General features: G+C 73.2%; 15 protein-coding genes. 14 read left to right on the top strand and 1 reads right to left on the bottom strand.

All coding sequences use genetic code 11. The annotated features are described in order from the left end of the window. The first annotated feature begins 63 nt into the window (after positions 1-63). The 7 genes from murC to ACF061_RS18920 all read left to right on the top strand — a co-directional run bounded on the left by murC (position 64) and on the right by ACF061_RS18920 (position 6,234). A complete protein-coding gene (murC, locus tag ACF061_RS18950) occupies positions 64-1,455 on the top strand; it encodes a UDP-N-acetylmuramate--L-alanine ligase (RefSeq protein WP_392268026.1) in 1,392 nt (463 codons plus the stop codon). 15 nt (positions 1,456-1,470) lie between these two features. Then, on the top strand, positions 1,471-1,878 hold the full coding sequence (gene msrB / locus ACF061_RS18945) for a peptide-methionine (R)-S-oxide reductase MsrB (RefSeq protein WP_392268025.1): 408 nt from the start codon (positions 1,471-1,473) through the stop codon (positions 1,876-1,878). Positions 1,879-2,064: 186 nt separating this feature from the next. Beyond that, the gene (locus ACF061_RS18940; RefSeq protein ID WP_392268024.1) at positions 2,065-2,427 is read left to right on the top strand and encodes a DUF6479 family protein; all 363 of its coding nucleotides are present in this window, start codon (positions 2,065-2,067) and stop codon (positions 2,425-2,427) included. 167 nt (positions 2,428-2,594) lie between these two features. Beyond that, the gene (locus ACF061_RS18935; protein ID WP_392268023.1) at positions 2,595-3,803 is read left to right on the top strand and encodes an ABC transporter ATP-binding protein; all 1,209 of its coding nucleotides are present in this window, start codon (positions 2,595-2,597) and stop codon (positions 3,801-3,803) included. Beyond that, entirely contained in the window at positions 3,800-4,516 is a 717-nt protein-coding gene (locus ACF061_RS18930; protein WP_392268022.1) for an ABC transporter permease, read from the top strand. Before ACF061_RS18935 ends, ACF061_RS18930 begins: the two co-directional genes overlap by 4 nt. After that, positions 4,513-5,181 (top strand): ABC transporter permease, encoded by a 669-nt coding sequence (locus ACF061_RS18925; RefSeq protein WP_392268021.1) that lies wholly within the window; start codon positions 4,513-4,515, stop codon positions 5,179-5,181. Before ACF061_RS18930 ends, ACF061_RS18925 begins: the two co-directional genes overlap by 4 nt. Before the next feature lie 90 nt (positions 5,182-5,271). Continuing rightward, on the top strand, positions 5,272-6,234 hold the full coding sequence (locus ACF061_RS18920; protein ID WP_392268020.1) for an ABC transporter substrate-binding protein: 963 nt from the start codon (positions 5,272-5,274) through the stop codon (positions 6,232-6,234). A gap of 142 nt (positions 6,235-6,376) precedes the next feature. Here ACF061_RS18920 and ACF061_RS18915 read toward each other — a convergent pair whose 3' ends face one another. After that, positions 6,377-6,832 (bottom strand): tellurite resistance TerB family protein, encoded by a 456-nt coding sequence (locus ACF061_RS18915; RefSeq protein WP_392268019.1) that lies wholly within the window; start codon positions 6,830-6,832, stop codon positions 6,377-6,379. A gap of 321 nt (positions 6,833-7,153) precedes the next feature. On the opposite strand from ACF061_RS18915, the gene tatA reads away from it, so the two are divergent. The 7 genes from tatA (at position 7,154) to ACF061_RS18880 (ending at position 15,653) form a co-directional block, all read left to right on the top strand. After that, complete coding sequence (gene tatA / locus ACF061_RS18910; RefSeq protein WP_392268018.1) at positions 7,154-7,372, top strand: Sec-independent protein translocase subunit TatA; 219 nt, start codon at positions 7,154-7,156, stop codon at positions 7,370-7,372. 436 nt (positions 7,373-7,808) lie between these two features. After that, positions 7,809-8,456, top strand: coding sequence for a ScbR family autoregulator-binding transcription factor (locus ACF061_RS18905; protein ID WP_392268017.1), 648 nt, complete (start codon positions 7,809-7,811; stop codon positions 8,454-8,456). Positions 8,457-8,654: 198 nt separating this feature from the next. Next, positions 8,655-9,860, top strand: coding sequence for a damage-control phosphatase ARMT1 family protein (locus tag ACF061_RS18900; protein WP_392268016.1), 1,206 nt, complete (start codon positions 8,655-8,657; stop codon positions 9,858-9,860). A 105-nt stretch (positions 9,861-9,965) separates the two neighbouring features. Then, a complete protein-coding gene (gene cyc2 / locus ACF061_RS18895; protein ID WP_392268015.1) occupies positions 9,966-12,128 on the top strand; it encodes a germacradienol/geosmin synthase Cyc2 in 2,163 nt (720 codons plus the stop codon). Positions 12,129-12,494: 366 nt separating this feature from the next. Next, positions 12,495-13,055, top strand: a complete 561-nt coding sequence (locus tag ACF061_RS18890; RefSeq protein WP_392268014.1) for a PDZ domain-containing protein — start codon at positions 12,495-12,497, stop codon at positions 13,053-13,055. Positions 13,056-13,537: 482 nt separating this feature from the next. Then, complete coding sequence (locus tag ACF061_RS18885; protein ID WP_392268013.1) at positions 13,538-14,665, top strand: aminopeptidase P family protein; 1,128 nt, start codon at positions 13,538-13,540, stop codon at positions 14,663-14,665. 46 nt (positions 14,666-14,711) lie between these two features. Beyond that, complete coding sequence (locus ACF061_RS18880; RefSeq protein WP_392268012.1) at positions 14,712-15,653, top strand: aminoglycoside phosphotransferase family protein; 942 nt, start codon at positions 14,712-14,714, stop codon at positions 15,651-15,653. The last annotated feature ends 3 nt before the right edge of the window (positions 15,654-15,656 follow it).

Genomic DNA, 15,656 nt, shown 5'->3' with positions numbered 1-15,656 from the left:
GCCTCCGCACGGGCGGCGCGCACACCGTCGTACCGCAGCCGCACCACCTGGGGAGAAAAGCGCATGGCACCCGGCCTTCCTACCGCCATGGACCGACCGCACTTCATCGGCATCGGCGGCGCCGGAATGTCGGGCATCGCCAAGATCCTCGCCCAGCGCGGCGCCCGGGTGGCGGGCAGCGACGCCAAGGAGTCGGCCACCGCCGAGGCGCTGCGCGCGCAGGGCGTCACCGTGCACATCGGGCACGCGGCCGAGCACCTCGCGCACGACGCCGACTGCGTCGTCGTCTCCTCGGCGATCCGCGAGGACAACCCGGAGCTGGTCCGCGCGGCCGAGCTGGGCATCCCGGTCGTCCACCGCTCCGACGCCCTGGCCGGCCTGATGCGGGGCCTGCGCCCGATCGCGGTCGCCGGCACCCACGGCAAGACGACCACGACCTCCATGCTGGCCGTCTCCCTCACCGAGCTGGGCCTGAAGCCGTCGTACGCCATCGGCGGCGACCTGGACGCCCCCGGCTCCAACGCGCTGCACGGCACGGGCGACATCTTCGTGGCCGAGGCGGACGAATCGGACCGCAGCTTCCACAAGTACGCCCCCGAGGTCGCCATCGTCCTCAACGTCGAGCTCGACCACCACGCCAACTACGCCTCGATGGAAGAGATCCACGAGTCCTTCGAGATCTTCGCCGGCAAGATCGTCCCCGGCGGCACGCTGGTGATCTCGGCCGACCACGAGGGCGCCCGGGAGCTGACCCGGCGGCTGGCCGGTTCGGTGCGCACGGTGACCTACGGCGAGGCGGCCGACGCCGACGTGAGGGTGCTGTCGGTCGTGCCGCAGGGCCTGAAGAGCGAGGTCACCGTTCTGCTGGACGGCGCCGAGCTGACGTTCACGGTCTCCGTCCCCGGCCGGCACTACGCACACAACGCCGTCGCCGCGCTGGCCGCGGGCGCGGCCCTCGGCATCCCGGCCACCGAGCTGGCCCCCGCCCTGGCCGCCTACACCGGGGTCAAGCGGCGCCTGCAGCTCAAGGGCGAGGCCGCCGGCGTCCAGGTGATCGACTCCTACGCCCACCACCCGACCGAGATGGCCGCCGACCTGGAGGCGATGCGCGCGGCGGCGGGCGGCTCCCGCATCCTGGTCGTCTTCCAGCCGCACCTGTTCTCCCGCACCCAGGAACTGGGCAAGGAGATGGGCCAGGCCCTCACCCTCGCCGACGCCTCCGCCGTCCTGGACATCTACCCGGCCCGTGAGGACCCGGTCCCCGGCGTCACCAGCGAGCTGATCATCGAGGCCGCCCGGGCCGCCGGCGCCGACGTCACGGCCGTCCACGACAAGGCCGAGGTCCCGGACGTGGTCGCGGGAATGGCCAGGACCGGTGATCTGGTTCTGACCATGGGCGCGGGCGACGTCACCGACCTCGGACCGCGCATCCTGGACCGTCTCACCGAGAACTGAGGGGCTTGAGGGATCATGGCGTACGACATCGACAAGTCGGACGAGCAGTGGCGCGCGGAGCTGACCCCGGCCGAGTACACGGTGCTCCGCCAGGCCGGCACGGAGCCCGCCTTCACCGGTGAGTACACCGACACCAAGACCGAGGGCGTCTACTCCTGCCGGGCCTGCGGCGCGGAACTGTTCACCTCGGACACCAAGTTCGAGTCGCACTGCGGCTGGCCGTCCTTCTTCGACCCCAAGGACACCGACGCCGTGGAACTCCTCCAGGACCGCTCCCACGGGATGGTGCGCACCGAGGTGCGGTGCGCCCGCTGCGGGTCGCACCTCGGGCACGTCTTCGAGGGCGAGGGCTACCCCACCCCGACCGACCAGCGGTACTGCATCAACAGCATCTCGCTGAAGCTGAGGCCGACCGGGGAGTGAACCCGCGGGGCCCCGGCTCCCGGCCGCCCTCGGGCCGGGGCCGGGCCTGAGCCGGCCGCCCGCCGGCCGGCGTGGCGCTGCGCTTTGCGGCGACCCGGGACAGTGGGACACTGTGTGTCAAAGGTGACATCGGCCGTGTCACCGGACATTCTTCACTTCCCTCAGCGGAGGCAGGTGGGAAAAGACATGGGCACAGCTTCCTCCGTCGTACTCGCGGCGTCGCAGAACGGGGCCATCTTCATCTTCTTCCTCGGGCTGGTCATCGTGGTGGGCGGTCTGATCTGGGCCGTCTGGCTGGGCATCCGCGTCTTCCGCCGGGAGCCGGACCGGCCCGAGGAGTGCGACCAGCCGCACCTCCCGGTCACCGGAGCCATCGAGGAGATCAGCGAGATGCGGGAACCGGACGAGGTGCACTGCGACGACGGGACGCGCATCCTGCCGCACGAACTCCACCACGCCGGCACCCGGCGCAGCGAGGACCAGCACCGGAACCGCTGGGCTCCGGGCGGCAGCGGATCCTTCGGCAGCGGAGGCCCCGGCGCTCACTGACGCACCTCCCTCCGACACGGGGCGGGCCCTGAGAGGGGCGCGCCCCGTTCGCGTGCTTCCGGGCCGCCGTCACCCCGGGCGTCTAGACTCTGTGCGCAACGGCCCACGCGACCGTGGTGCACAGCGGGCGCAGCCGGCGCCCGAAGACCCGAAGGGTATGCGGCGTTTTGATACGCATGGACTCAGTCACCAAGCGGTATCCGGACGGCACGGTGGCGGTCGACCGGCTCTCGCTGGAGATACCGGACCGGTCGATCACCGTCCTCGTCGGACCGTCCGGCTGCGGCAAGACCACCACCTTGCGCATGATCAACCGGATGGTGGAGCCGAGCGGGGGCACCATCCTCCTCGACGGCGCCGACATCAGGGACCGGCCCGTCAACACCCTGCGCCGGTCGATGGGTTACGTCATCCAGAACGCCGGCCTCTTCCCGCACCGCACCATCGTCGACAACATCGCGACGGTGCCCCGGCTGCTGGGCTGGAGCAAGCAGAAGTCCCGTGTCCGGGCGGCGGAGTTGATGGAACGCGTCGGGCTCGACTCCGCGCTGGCCAAGCGGTACCCCTATCAGCTCTCGGGCGGGCAGCAGCAGCGCGTCGGTGTGGCGCGGGCGCTCGCCGCGGACCCGCCGGTGCTGCTGATGGACGAGCCGTTCTCGGCCGTCGACCCGGTGGTGCGCAAGGGGCTGCAGGACGAACTCCTGCGCATCCAGGCCGAACTGGGCAAGACGATCGTCTTCGTCACCCATGACATCGACGAGGCCGTCAAGCTCGGCACGATGGTGGCGGTCCTGCGCACCGGTGGCAGGCTCGCCCAGTACGCCCCGCCCGCCGAACTGCTCACCGCCCCCGCCGACGACTTCGTGGAGGACTTCCTCGGCGCCGACCGCGGCATCCGCCGGCTGTCGTTCTTCGGCTCCGGGTCACTGGAGCTGAGCGGCGACCCGATCGTCACCGCCGGCTCCACCGCCGAGCGGATCGCCGCCCGCGCCACCGCCGGCGTCCCCTACCTGCTCGTCACCGACGCCGACGGCAGGCCCCTGGGCTGGAGCACACCGGAGGACCTCACCGCCGAGCCGGCCGACTCCGCGCGGCTCATCCCCTGCGGACGGCCCTTCGAGTACGGCGTCGACTCCCTGCGCGCCGCCCTCGACTGCGCCGTGCTCTCGCCGACCGGCTGGGCGGTCGCCGTGGACGGCGCGGGCCGCGCGGTCGGCGTCGTCTCGCAGCAGGCCATCGGCGAGGCGATCCGGGGCGCCCACGCCGAGGGCCGTACCGGCGCGGGGAGCGGGAGCCGTCCCGGCGCGGAGGGGACCGGCGAGGAAGGCGGCGCCGATGACGAAGCCGGCGCCCGCGGTGCGAAGGTCACCGGATGAGCGGCTTCTTCGACATCCCGAGCGACCTCCAGCACAGCTGGCTCGGTCTGATCGGCCTGCATCTGCGCGAGGCCCTGCTACCGGTCCTGGCCGGTCTGGTCGTCGCCCTGCCGGTCGGTCAGCTGTGCGTACGCTTCCGCTGGCTGTACGCGCCCGTGCTGGGCCTGACGACCGTGCTCTACGCCGTCCCGTCGCTGGCCTTCTTCGTCGTGCTCATCGACTACACCGGCCAGACCGAGCTCACCGTGATGATCCCGCTCGCCGTCTACAGCCTGGTCGTCCTCGTCCCGGCGATCGTCGACGGCGTGCGCTCGGTGCCGCGGGAGACCCTGGCCGCCGCCACCGCGATGGGCCTGGGGCCCGTACGGCGCTACCTCCACGTGCAGTTGCCGATCGCGGTTCCCGCGATCATCGCGGGGCTGCGCGTGGCGGCCGTGTCCAGCATCTCCCTGGTCAGCGTCGGCATGCTGATCGGCAACCAGGGCGCGCTGGGCAACCTGCTCCAGGACGCGCGGGACTACCACCGGCCCGAACTCGCGGTGAACGCCGTGCTGTCCACGGCCGTCCTGGCGGTCCTCGTGGACGCCGCGCTGGTCGGCGTGCGCCTGCTGCTGACCCCGTGGATGCCGCGCGCCGCGCGCCGCGGCACACCCGAGCCCACCGAGGGCCGGCCCGAACCGGCCGTGCCCGCCCTGGAGGACACCGCCCGGTGAACGTACTCCACTTCGTCGGCGCCTTCTTCGGTGACGGCGCCCACTGGCACGGCTACGACGGCATCCCCGGACGTCTGGCCGAACACGTCGGGTACTCCCTGCTCGCCCTCGCCGTCGCCGCCGTCATCGGACTGCCGGTCGGTCTCCTCACCGGCCACTACGGGCGCGGCGGCAACACCCTCTCGCTGATCGCGACGGCCGGGCGGGCACTGCCCAGCTTCGGCCTGCTGGTGCTGATGTTCATCCTGCTCGGCTTCGGGCTGGTGCCGGTGATGATCCCGCTCGTCGTCCTCGCCCTCCCGCCGATCCTGGTGACGACGTACGAGGCGATGCGCTCCGTCGACCCCTCACCGGTGGACGCCGCGCGGGGCATGGGCATGGAGGAGTGGCGCGTCCTCCTCCAGGTCGAACTGCCCGTCGCGCTCCCGCTGATCCTCAGCGGAGTGCGCTCGGCGGCCATCCAGATCATCTCCACGGCCACCATCGCCGCCTACGTCGGCTTCGGCGGTCTGGGCCGCTACATCATCGACGGCCTCTACCAGCTCGACTACGAGAAGGTGGTGGGCGGCGCCGCGCTGGTCGCCCTGCTGGCGCTGGTGACGCTGGCGGTGTTCTGGGCGGCCGGGCGGTTCGCGGTCTCGTCCGGTGTGCGCAGGAGCAGTTGACCCTTCGTTCACAACGTGCCACGGATCGACGCCAATCGGTGACCCGGTGGCACTTGACTGATCACGAACGGGCTGGATTGGATCGGAAGGGTGACTTTCCACCCGAAGAACATCCGGTTCGGTACGAGGTTCCCCGGTGCGGCCGTCGTCGCGCTCGCCGCCGTCGCGGCGCTCGTCACGGGGTGTTCGTCGTCCTCAGACAGCAAGTCCGACAACCCGCTCTCGGGCGGGAAGGCGAGCGGTGGCACCGTCGTCGTCGGCTCCAACAACTTTCCCGAGAGCAAGCTGCTCGCCGACATCTACGGCGAGGCCCTGAAGGCCAAGGGCGTCAAGGTCGAGTACAAGCTCAACATCGGCAGCCGCGAGACCACCTACGGTCTGATCAAGAGCGGCGCCGTCACCGTGCTGCCCGAGTACAACGGCGCGTTGCTCGCCTACCTCGACAAGAAGGCCGCGCCGAAGACGGCGGCCGCGACGACGGCCGCCATCAAAGCCAAGCTCGATTCCGGGCTGACCCTCCTGGACCCCTCGCCCGCGCAGGACAAGGACTCCGTCACCGTCAACCAGGAGACGGCGGCCAAGTACCACCTCACGCGGGAGTCCTCCATCGCGGACCTCAAGGACGTCGCGGGTGACCTGGTCATCGGCGGCTCGCCGGAGTTCCAGACCCGGCAGCAGGGCCTGCTCGGCCTGCAGTCGGTCTACGGGCTCCGGTTCAAGTCCTTCAAGGCGCTGGACGCGGGCGGCGCGCTGACCCAGACCGCGCTGAAGAAGAACGTCGTGCAGGTCGCGGACCTCTTCACCACGGACCCGACCATCTCCCGGGAGAAGTTCGTCACCCTCAAGGACCCGGAGAACCTCTTCGGCTTCCAGAACGTCCAGCCGCTGGTGCACAAGTCGGGCCTGGACCAGAAGGGCGTCGACGCGCTCAACGCGGTCTCCGCCAAGCTGGACACGGCCACCTTGCTGGAGCTGGACACCCAGGTGCAGTCGCAGAAGAAGGACCCGCTGGACGTCGCCAGGGCCTGGCTGAAGTCCGCCGGTCTCGGCTGACGTACACCGGCGTCCCGGCCGGGCGGTCGTCCCCGGCCGGCTCTCCGCGCCGCCGGCGCCCGGCGGCCGACGGGGCGTGTGAACGGCGTGGGGCCCGCCCGGCCGGGCGGGCCCCACGTGTGTCCGGTGAGGATCGGCAGGCTCAGAGGTCGAACTCGTGCGGCGGCAGGTCCAGCGTGTAGCAGGCCTCGCGCACCACGGCCTGCTCGGTCTTGTCGAAGTCACCGTCCGCCCCGCCGATGACGATGCCGATCTGCACCACGGCACGCGCCTCGGCGGGCTTCTTCTTCGCCTTGGCGATCTCCTGGAGCACACTGACCTTGCCGAAGGCGAAGTCGGTCGTCAGCTTGTTCAGGTTCTCCTCGAACCGGCGGCGCAGGTCGTCCGCGGGGAAGTTCTGCAGGACCTCGTTGGTGGCGATCAACTGGGCGACACGCTGCCGTTCCGACGGGTCGACGGTGCCGTCGGCGGCGGCCACGAGCGCGCACATCGCCATGCTCGCGTCGCGGAAGGCGCCGCTCTTCAGGTCGTTCTTCTTCGCCACCAACTGGGTCTGCATCTGCGTCGCGGAGTCCTTGATGCGGTCCCACAGGGCCATGTGCTCTCCAAATGTCGTGTCGGTCCCCTCCGCACGTTCCGTACGGGGGTACGGGAGGACGGGCGGAGCGGGGTTGTTTCTACAGCACCGTAGAAACTAGCGGGGACCAGGATAAGTTCCGGCGACAGTGGTTCGCGCGGTCCGGCCGATGCCGGTGCCGCCGTCGCCGCGGGACGGGGATACGCTCGTGTGGTTGCCGGGGAGCGCCGCCGGCGCACCCGCGCCCGTCTTCGGGCGGTGGCGCGATGCGGCAACCGCGGCCGGGCCGGACGGGCCGACCGGGCTCGTACCGGAAGACGTGAGGAAGAGGAGGGCGCGGTCATGCTCCGCAACGGACTGGAACCCTGGCATCTGCTGATCGTGGCGATCGTGGTGATCGTGCTGTTCGGCTCCAAGAAACTGCCGGACACCGCGCGGGCGCTGGGCAAGTCCCTGCGCATCCTCAAGAGCGAGGCGAAGGCGATGAAGGCGGACCCCGCACCGGCGGCCGGCGCCGCCCCGGAGGCAGCCTCCGTGCGGCCGTCCGGCGCCGCCAACTGACCGTAAGGGGCGGGCGGGGGCGCTCCTCGGGGCCGCCCCGGCCCGCCCTCTCGCGTGCGGCTCCTCGCGGCGGCTCGGCACGGCCGAGCCGCCGCCGAGTGCGTCCCGTGGCCGCCTCGGGGGCCGTCGGCCGGGCCGGCCGACGCCTCACACGTGTTCGGCACCGGTCGGGAATGCCCCGCCGGACCCGGGCGGCACGGGTCCGGCGCGGTGCCGTCACCGCCCGCTCCGGAACGCTCGCGTCCGCAAAGAGGACCGCGCTCGCGGCGCCCGCGCGCTTGGCCGACGCGGCCGGCACGGTGCGCGCGACCAGGTTCGTTATCTGTTCAACCAGCCATTCGAGGCGTCCCGTTGGGTGTGACGGCCCGTGAGCTATCGTTTGTGTGCAGCAAGCAAACAGCACAACCGCTCGTCACACCCCTGGAGTGCTCTCTCCATGCCGAGGCAGTTACGCGCAGAGCAGACACGCACGACCATCATCATGGCCGCGGCCGACCTGTTCGACCGACGCGGCTACGAACGGACCAGCCTCAGTGACATCGTCGAACACGCGCGGGTGACCAAGGGCGCGCTGTACTTCCACTTCGCGGCCAAGGAAGACCTGGCCCAGGCCATCATGGAGTTGCAGTCCAGGGCCGCGCGCCAGGCGGCGCACGACGTGGACGGGCGGGACTGCTCGTCACTGGAGGCCCTGATGCGCATCACCTTCGCGCTCACCCGGCTCTGCGTGGAAGGCCCGGTCTGCCGTGCCGGCCTCAGGCTCGCCACGGGGGGAATCGCGGTGCGTCCGCCGCTGCCGCACCCCTTCACCGAGTGGCTGGAGATCGCCACGCGCAAACTCCTCGGCGCGGTCAGGGAATCCGACGTCCACCCGGACGTGGACGTGCACGCCGCCGCGCACTCCCTGGTGAGCTTCTTCGTCGGCACCCGGGTCACCGGCCGGCCCCTGGAACCGGTGGCGCGGCTGCCGCGCCGGACGACCGAGATGTGGCACCTGCTGATCCGCGGTCTGGTGCCGGTTCCCCGGCGGCCGCGCTATCTGACCCTCGCCGGACAACTGGAGCGGGAGATCCGCGTCGTGTGACGGCCGGGCGGCGGTGCGCCCCGCGCCGCTGACCGCGGGGGGCCGTGCCGTACGAGGGCGGACCGCGCAAGCCGCGTCGTACCACGGTCGGGCCGGAGGACGGTTCCCGACGGTGCGGCACGCGGGTGACGCCGCACGGGCCGCGCCGCGGACCCGGTGTCCCCGGCGGCGCCCGCCCCGCGGGGTACGGTGAGGCGCATGCCCGAGACCCCGTCCGTGCCGCCCGTGCTCGTCGGCGCCGAGCCCGGTTCCTTCCCGCACAGCGTGCTGGCCGAGCGGCACCCGGCCATCGTCCGGCAGGTGCGGGACGCCTTCCCCTACGGCCCCGAGCAGCACCGCGCGCTCGACGCGCTGCTGGCCGAGTGCACCGAGGGCGTCATCGAACCGCTCCCCGCCGACGCGCACGACCACGACCGCTGGCAGGTCTGGGGACTCGCCCAGTACACGGGCAGCTCCTGGTTCGACGTGCCCTGGCTGTGGTCCGAGAGCTACTTCTACCGCCGGCTCCTCGAAGCCGTCGGCTACTTCGCCCCCGGCCCCTGGCAGGGCATCGACCCCTTCCGGCCGGCCAAACTCGCCGAGCTCCACGCCCCGGAGACGGACGAGGAACTCGCCGCGCTCGACGCGCTGGCGGACGAGCCGGCCGGCGAACGCGCCGCCGCCCTGCTGCACGGCTCGCTCTGGGGCAACCGCGCGGACCTCGGTTTCCGGCTGTCGGCGGCCGGCGCCGGGACCGCGCGGGCCACGCCCGCCCTGGTCGCCGACGACAGCGAAGCCCTCTGGTCGCTGCTGCGGCAGGCCGGCTCCGGCACGCTCTGCATGGTCGCCGACAACGCGGGCCGCGAACTCGTCCCCGACCTGCTCCTCACCGACCACCTCCTCCAGTACGGCCACATCGAGCGGGCGGTCCTGCACGTCAAGCCGTACCCGTACTACGTCTCGGACGCCACCACCGCCGACGTCGTCGACGCCGTACGCCGGCTGACGGCGGCACCCGGCGCCGCCGCCCGGTGCGGGCGCCGCCTGTGGTCGGCGATGACCGACGGCCGGCTCGAGGTCCGCGCCCACCCCTTCTCCTGCGCCCCGCTGCCCTACGCGGACATGCCCGGCGGTCTGCGCGCTGAATTCGCCGCCGGCGCGCTGACGGTGCTCAAGGGCGATCTCAACTACCGGCGCCTGGTCGGCGACCGGCGGTGGCCGCCGACGACGCCGTTCGCGGAGGTGACCGCCTGGTTCCCCGGCCCCGTCGCGGCCCTGCGCACCCTCAAGTCCGACGTGATCACCGGCCTGGACGCCGCCACCGAGGCCGCGCTGGAGGCCGCCGGGGACCGGCGCTGGCGCACCAGCGGCACGCACGCGCTCATCCAGGTGTCCGGCGCCCCGTCGGCGCCCCCGCCGCATTGACCAACGGCCCGCTTCACAGGGCCTGTTCGGGCATCAGTTCACGCGAAGGTGTGATCGCGCCGGGGCGTACGGATGCCACCGGAGCGCGCCGGGTAGGGCCCGGCCATGACGCAGCAGCCCTTCGAACTCCCGCACTTCTACATGCCCTACCCCGCCCGGCTGAACCCGCACGTCGACGAGGCCCGGGCCCACTCGACGCGCTGGGCGCGCGAGATGGGCATGCTGGAGGGCTCCGGGATCTGGGAACAGGCCGACCTGGACGCGCACGACTACGGACTGCTCTGCGCCTACACCCACCCCGACTGCGACGGGCCCGCCCTCTCCCTGATCACCGACTGGTACGTGTGGGTCTTCTTCTTCGACGACCACTTCCTGGAGACCTTCAAACGCGGCCAGGACCGCGCCGGTGGCAAGGCGTACCTGGACCGGCTGCCCCTGTTCATGCCGCTCGACCTCTCGGCTCCCGTGCCCGAGCCGGAGAACCCGGTCGAGGCCGGCCTCGCCGACCTGTGGGCGCGCACGGTGCCGTCGATGTCGGACGACTGGCGGCGCCGGTTCGCGGTGGCCACCGAACACCTGCTGAACGAGTCGCTGTGGGAGCTGTCCAACATCAACGAGGGACGGATCGCCAACCCCGTCGAGTACATCGAGATGCGCCGCAAGGTCGGCGGCGCCCCCTGGTCGGCGGGGCTCGTGGAGTACGCGACCGCCGAGGTGCCCGCCCCGGTCGCCGGAACCAGGCCGCTCAGGGTGCTGATGGAGACGTTCTCCGACGCCGTCCACCTGCGCAACGACCTCTTCTCCTACCAGCGCGAGGTGGAGGAGGAGGGGGAGCTGAGCAACGGCGTACTCGTCCTGGAGACCTTCTTCGGCTGCACCACCCAGGAGGCCGCCGACGCGGTCAACGACGTCCTCACCTCCCGGCTGCACCAGTTCGAGCACACCGCGCTCACCGAGGTCCCCCCGCTCGCCGTGGAGCACGGCCTCACCCCGGACCAGGTCGCGGCGGTCGCGGCGTACACCAAGGGCCTTCAGGACTGGCAGTCCGGCGGCCACGAATGGCACACGCGCTCCAGCCGGTACATGAACCAGCGGGCGCGCTCGGCCGGCCCCTGGCAGCGCCCGACCGGGCCCGGCACCTCGGCGGCCGACATGGGCGCGCTGCTCGCGGCGGCCGGCGCCGAACGGCTGCGGGCCCACACCCACGTCCCGTTCCAGAAGGTCGGTCCCGCGCTGATCCCCGACCTCCGCATGCCCTACCCGCTGGAACTCAGCCCGCACCTGGAGGGCGCCCGGCTCCGGCTCGCCGGGTGGTGCCACCGCATGGGCATCCTGGAGGAGGGCGTGTGGGACGAGGACAAGCTCGCCGCCTACGACCTCGCGCTGTGCTCCGCCGGCCTGGACCCGGACGCCACCCGCGAGGCACTGGACCTGAGCGCGCAGTGGCTCGCCTTCGGCACCTACGGCGACGACTACTACCCGCTGGTCCACGGCCACCGCCGCGACCTGGCCGCCGCGAAGCTGACCACCGCCCGCCTGTCCGGCTGCATGCCCGTCGACGGGGAGGAGGCGACCGTCCCCCTGGACGCGATGGAGCGCGCGCTGACCGACCTGTGGGCGCGCACGACGGCGGAGATGACCCCCGACCAGCGGCGCACCCTGAAGCTCTCGGTCGACTCCATGACCGAGAGCTGGGTGTGGGAGCTGTCCAACCAGTTGCAGAACCGCGTCCCCGACCCCGTCGACTACCTGGAGATGCGGCGCGCCACCTTCGGCTCCGACCTGACCCTGAGCATGTGCCGGATGGGGTACGGCCCGGCCATCCCGCCCGAGGTCTACCGCAGCGGCCCGGTCCGCTCCCTGGAGAACGCGGCCATCGACTACGCCTGCCTCCTCAACGACGTCTTCTCCTACCAGAAGGAGATCGAGTACGAGGGCGAGATCCACAACGCGATCCTCGTCGTGCAGCACTTCTTCCGCATCGACTACCCGGCCGCGCTCGCCGTGGTCAGCGATCTGATGAACCAGCGCATGCGCCAGTTCGAGCACGTCGTCGCCCACGAACTGCCGGTGGTGTACGACGACTTCGAGCTGTCCGGTGAGGCCCGCGCGGCCATGCGGGGATACGTCGCCGACCTGCAGAACTGGATGGCCGGCATCCTGAACTGGCACCGGAAGGTCGACCGCTACAAGGCCGAGTGGCTGGCCGGCCGCGCGCACGCCTTCCTGCCCGGCCGCCCGCCGGCCCCGGTGCTGCCGGTCGGCTGACCGGCCACGGCTCCACGGACCACCGGTGCCCGTGCCCGTGCTCGTGCGGGAGCGGGCCGTGGTGGAGCCGGTCGTGGCGGCGGCGCCGGTGGGTGCGGTCCGGGGCGCTGTGCGGGCGCCGGGCGCGCGGCTCTCGCCGGCGGCCGCCCGCGAGACCCGAACCGCTCGGCCGGCCCGGCCCGGCGGGGAGGCGTCCGGCTCCTGCGGCGCGTCGGGCCGGCGCGGTGCGCTCCGGAGCGCGACGACCGCGCGGCCCGCGGATCGGCGGCACGGGCCCGGGGCGGCAGCCCGCGGGGGGCAGTCTCACCCTTTCGTGGGTCGTGGGGCGGAGGTCCGCCGGGTAGGCACCGGCTGGAGGAGGGATCGATGGAACAGACCGCTTTGCGTCCCAAGCCGATGCCGGGCCGGGAGCCCGGTGCGGGAGCCGTCCACGGCCACGCCCGGCATCCGCACGTCGACGTCCGGCGGCGCGGCCGACGGCTCACCGCCGCGTTGCGCGTGCTGCCCGTCGCGCTGGTCGTGCTTCTGGCGGGGATCGGACTCGGCACGGTGGGCGCCGCGGCGATCGGCCTGAGCGGGCTGGCCGGTTCGCCACGGCCGACCGCCGCGCACGGTGCGCCGCCGCCAGGACCCGGGACGGCGGCCGCGCGTCCCGCGCCGGTGCGGCCGACCGTCGGGCTCGAGGCGGTGGACGACGGCGGGGCCGGCGCCCGGGTGGTCGGCGTGCACGTCCCCGGCCCGGGCTACTCGGCCGGACTGGTCCGCGGCGACGTGCTCCTGTCCTTCGGCGGGACCCGGATCGGCTCGGCGGCCGACCTCGCCCGGGCGGTCGCCCGGGCCCGGCCGGGCCGCGAGGTGGCGCTCGCGGTACGCCACCGGAGCGGCGCTCACCAGCGGCTGACGCTCATCCCCGGGGTCGTCACATGAGGGCCGTCCGGAAGCGGCCGGTGGGCCGCCCCTCGTCGTCGAGTAGGTGACAGGCCGGTCCCGGGGGGAGCCGCCCGGTCCGGGGCCCGCCCGGCCTCCCGGGGCAGCCGCAGCGCTGCGGTCACTCAGGTGCCGGCCGCCGGACGCCGACCGGTGGTCGCCGGCGCGTCGGCGGGCCGGCCGGGGCGGATCGCGCGGTCGGTGGCGGGCGGGGGAGTGCGGTGCGACGACGAGCGCGGTCGTCCGTCTCCCGGCGAGGACGGGACCGCCGGCCGGCGGCGGGTCCGGACACCAGCGCAACGGTTCGGTGGGACCCGCCCGCCGCCGGCCGGGGAGAACACTGGTCGCACCGGCGCCCGACCGGACAGGATGAGGCCGTGTCGTGGACGGGGCCGGCCGATCGGCTCGCGCCGCCCCGCCCGTCCGGGCAGGATGCTGCCCGTAGCCCCGCACCGCAGGTCCGACCGCACAGGGAGGCATGGATGACCGGCATCTCGCCCGCGCCCTTCACCGCCGACGACTACCGGGCCCGGATGGCCCGCGCCGCCCGGGCGGCCGACGACGCCGGGCTCGCCGGACTGCTGGTGGCGCCGGGACCGGACATGGTCTGGCTCACCGGCTACACGCCCACCGCCGTCACCGAACGGCTCACGCTGCTCGTCCTCTCCGCCGGTCAGGACCCCGTGCTCGTCGTCCCCGCCCTGGAGGCCCCGGACGCCGCCCAGGCCCCCGGCGCCCCCGTCCTGACCCTGCGCGACTGGACCGACGCCAAGGACCCCTACGCCGTCACCGCCCCGCTGCTGCGGCCAGACGGCCGGTTCGGCATCAGCGACAACGCCTGGGCCATGCACCTGCTGGCCCTGCGGAACGCCCTGCCCGGCACCTCCTACGCCTCCCTCACCACGGCGCTGCCGATGCTGCGCGCCGTGAAGGACGCGGCCGAACTGGAGCTCATGGCGGCGGCCGGAGCGGCCGCCGACGCGACCTTCGAGGAGATCCGGAAGGTGCCCTTCAGCGGCCGGCGCGAGTCCGAGGTCGGAGCGGAACTCGCCGGACTGCTGAGGCTCTTCGGGCACTCCCAGGTCGACTTCACCATCGTCGGCTCCGGCCCCAACGGCGCCAACCCGCACCACGAGATGGGCGACCGCGTCATCGAACGCGGCGACATGGTCGTCCTGGACTTCGGCGGCCTCAAGGACGGCTACGGCTCCGACACCACCCGCACCGTCCACGTCGGCGAGCCCACCGACGAGGAACGCCGGGTGCACGACATCGTGCGCGAGGCCCAGGAGGCCGGCTTCCGGGCCGTGCGCCCCGGCGTCGCCTGCCAGGAGGTCGACCGGGCCGCCCGCGCGGTCATCACCGACGCCGGGTACGGCGAGTACTTCATCCACCGCACCGGCCACGGCATCGGCGTCACCACCCACGAGCCGCCGTACATGATCGAAGGGGAGGAGCAGCCCCTGGTGCCCGGCATGTGCTTCTCCGTGGAACCCGGCATCTACCTGCCCGGCCGCTTCGGAGTGCGCATCGAGGACATCGTCACGGTCACCGAGGACGGCGGCCGCCGCCTCAACGGCACCACCCGCGAGATGGTCATGGTGGACTGACCGACCGGCACCCGCACCCCCGCAACCGGAACGGCACGGCGCGACGATGACCCAGGCACCGACCCCCACCGCGGACACCGTCCGCCGACTGGTCCGCGCCCTGCTCAAGGACGGCGCGGACACCGCCGCCGGACCCGAGGTCCGGCCCGTCGCCGAGGGCGGCGGGCACTCCACCTGGTGGGTCGGCGCCCGCCATGTGATGCGCCTCGCCACCGACCGCGAGGACAGCGTGCGCCAGCGGCGCGAGCTGCGGCTGCGCGACCTGGCCAGGCCCCACCTGCCGACGGCGGTGCCGGCGAGCGTCGCGCACGGCGAGTGGGCGCCCGGACTGACGTACACGCTGGACAAGAGGATCAGCGGCGGCACGGCCGGCGGCCAGGAGGTCTCGGCCATGGGCGAGGACGACCTGGCCGGACTGCTCACCGGGTTGCGCGAGGTGCCCGTCCGGCAGGCCGGGACCCTCGGCGTGCCGCGCACCGCGCCCCGCTCCCTGGAGGCGCTGCGCCGGATGGCCGCGCACGCCGCCGAACGCCTGGGGAGGGCCGACGAGTTCGACCCCGCGCGGATGGCCCAGCTCGCGCCGCCCGCGGCGGCCCAGCTCGCCGCGCAGCCCGGCACCGCGGTGCTCGTGCACCATGGCCTGACGGCCGACCGCCTGGTGATCGGCGCCGAAGGCCGGGTGCGCGGCGTCCTGGGCTGGAACGGCGCGGTGGTGGGCGATCCCGCCGAGGACATCGCCGGCCTCGCCCGCGCCGTCGGTTCCCCCGCCGCGGTGCGGGCCGCCACCCTCGCCGGCTACGGCGCCCGACCCTGCCTGCGCGGTCTGTGGCTGGCCCGCTGCGACACCGTGATCCGCCTCGCCGACCGCGTCGAGGGCCGCGGCGAAGGCCCCCTGCCGCTCCTCAGGTCCGAACTGCGCCACGCCTGGGAGGCGATCCTGCTGGAGCGGGTCACGGAGCTGCGCGAGGACGGCGGCGGGGAGCCGTAGGCG

Origin of the sequence: Streptomyces sp. NPDC015220, from assembly GCF_043079345.1 — a bacterium.
In the GTDB taxonomy this organism is placed as follows: domain Bacteria; phylum Actinomycetota; class Actinomycetes; order Streptomycetales; family Streptomycetaceae; genus Streptomyces.
Note: the sequence above shows the minus strand (reverse complement) of the source record. Positions and strands in the feature narration are given on the sequence as shown.

Excerpts from the sequence above, each read along its gene's own strand:
- murC (WP_392268026.1), top strand. The coding sequence starts at position 64 with ATGGCACCCGGCCTTCCTACCGCCATGGACCGACCGCACTTCATCGGC.
- msrB (WP_392268025.1), top strand. The coding sequence starts at position 1,471 with ATGGCGTACGACATCGACAAGTCGGACGAGCAGTGGCGCGCGGAGCTG.
- ACF061_RS18940 (WP_392268024.1), top strand. The coding sequence starts at position 2,065 with ATGGGCACAGCTTCCTCCGTCGTACTCGCGGCGTCGCAGAACGGGGCC.
- ACF061_RS18930 (WP_392268022.1), top strand. The coding sequence starts at position 3,800 with ATGAGCGGCTTCTTCGACATCCCGAGCGACCTCCAGCACAGCTGGCTC.
- ACF061_RS18915 (WP_392268019.1), bottom strand. The coding sequence starts at position 6,832 with ATGGCCCTGTGGGACCGCATCAAGGACTCCGCGACGCAGATGCAGACC.
- tatA (WP_392268018.1), top strand. The coding sequence starts at position 7,154 with ATGCTCCGCAACGGACTGGAACCCTGGCATCTGCTGATCGTGGCGATC.
- ACF061_RS18905 (WP_392268017.1), top strand. The coding sequence starts at position 7,809 with ATGCCGAGGCAGTTACGCGCAGAGCAGACACGCACGACCATCATCATG.
- ACF061_RS18900 (WP_392268016.1), top strand. The coding sequence starts at position 8,655 with ATGCCCGAGACCCCGTCCGTGCCGCCCGTGCTCGTCGGCGCCGAGCCC.
- cyc2 (WP_392268015.1), top strand. The coding sequence starts at position 9,966 with ATGACGCAGCAGCCCTTCGAACTCCCGCACTTCTACATGCCCTACCCC.
- ACF061_RS18890 (WP_392268014.1), top strand. The coding sequence starts at position 12,495 with ATGGAACAGACCGCTTTGCGTCCCAAGCCGATGCCGGGCCGGGAGCCC.
- ACF061_RS18885 (WP_392268013.1), top strand. The coding sequence starts at position 13,538 with ATGACCGGCATCTCGCCCGCGCCCTTCACCGCCGACGACTACCGGGCC.
- ACF061_RS18880 (WP_392268012.1), top strand. The coding sequence starts at position 14,712 with ATGACCCAGGCACCGACCCCCACCGCGGACACCGTCCGCCGACTGGTC.